The organism is Parafrankia soli (assembly GCF_001854695.1).
GTDB lineage: Bacteria > Actinomycetota > Actinomycetes > Frankiales > Frankiaceae > Parafrankia > Parafrankia soli.
The window spans coordinates 1-1,174 of record NZ_MAXA01000193.1 but is presented as its reverse complement, the minus strand read 5'-3'; the positions used below and the strand labels follow the sequence as shown (position 1 = coordinate 1,174).

Here is a 1,174-nt window from a genome sequence, read left to right as displayed (position 1 = left end):
CGGGACGACAGAGCGCACCGTCTCCTGGTAATACGAACGACGTTTCTCCGGCCGAGGATGTGTGTCCAGCCGCTGCACGTTGCTCAGCCGGTCCGCCAGCTTCACCAACAGTGCATCATCCGGGGCGCTAAGCAACCGTGTCAGATATGCCACCCGCACCTCCTCACGTGTCTGGCCCTCCGACGGTACGGGCTTGGTCACCCAGTCGACCAAGCCCGCGACGCGGTCACCGAAGCGCTCGCGCACATCCTCCAGCGAGCACTCCGTATCCTCGACCACATCGTGGAGCACGGCCGCGCGCAACACGTCGATGTCAGTCGTTCCGATCGCCTCCACCAACACACACACGACCTCAAGCAGATGCTCGACATAAGGCTCACCCGCCGGCCGAGTCTGGTCCCCGTGCCACCGAACAGCGAAGGCGACCGCATCATCCAGCGAGGCTAGATCCTGTTCCGCAATGCGCCTGGCCAATCGCTCACGCACGGACGGCCAACCGGCCGCCGCCTCGAACACCTGCAACATGCCCGAGCTCCCTTCACGTGCCACAGCGACCGACAAGCAGAACGCCCTMACACACGATCGCATCAGGACACTACTAGTGATCCACGACATGCCCGTACCTGCTGAAAGGTCGGGTCTGACCAGGGCAAGCCGGACGGCGGCGCACGGCTGGGGTCCGACTGCTGCGATCGACCCGCCCGGTTCCGTGCCGCCGGATGCCGGGACGTACCGTCCGGGCCGGTYAGCGGTTTACGCCGCCTCGTACAGTGCCACTCTGTCCGTCGTGTGCCGCGCAGTTCGGCATCACACTGTCACCACCAGCACGATGGCCAAACTCCGCAATCCATCACCCTCTGTAACCGGCATCACTCCCGGCTTGCGGCAGCAGGGACCGCTCGCTCCACACGACGCACCGAACAGCCCATCTAACTGTTGCCAGATGGTAGAGTCATGGCAACAGTTAGGAGAAGCTGTGGGGCTTGACGGGCTGCCCGCCGTGTTCCGCCTCGACCAAGCAGTGGCGGTTGGAGTACCCAAGGACCGCGTCTACCATTTACGCGACACTGGCGCACTCGACCAGATCGGACGCGGCGTCTACGCCCGACCCGGCGCCCTCGACCCCACACTGACTCCTCTGGCCGCGGCCGCACTGCGCCAACCTCGCGCCACT

The 1,174-nt window shown here is 65.0% G+C and carries 2 protein-coding genes; one reads left to right on the top strand and one right to left on the bottom strand.

The genetic code is table 11. The annotated features are described in order from the left end of the window. A partial coding sequence (locus BBK14_RS15455; RefSeq protein ID WP_071063165.1) for an HD domain-containing protein occupies positions 1 to 525 on the bottom strand: 525 nt, incomplete at its 3' end. 451 nt (positions 526 to 976) lie between these two features. Between BBK14_RS15455 and BBK14_RS39320 the strand changes: the two genes are divergently transcribed. Further along, positions 977 to 1,174 (top strand): type IV toxin-antitoxin system AbiEi family antitoxin domain-containing protein (locus tag BBK14_RS39320; RefSeq protein ID WP_206744669.1); only part of this gene is annotated, 198 nt, incomplete at its 3' end.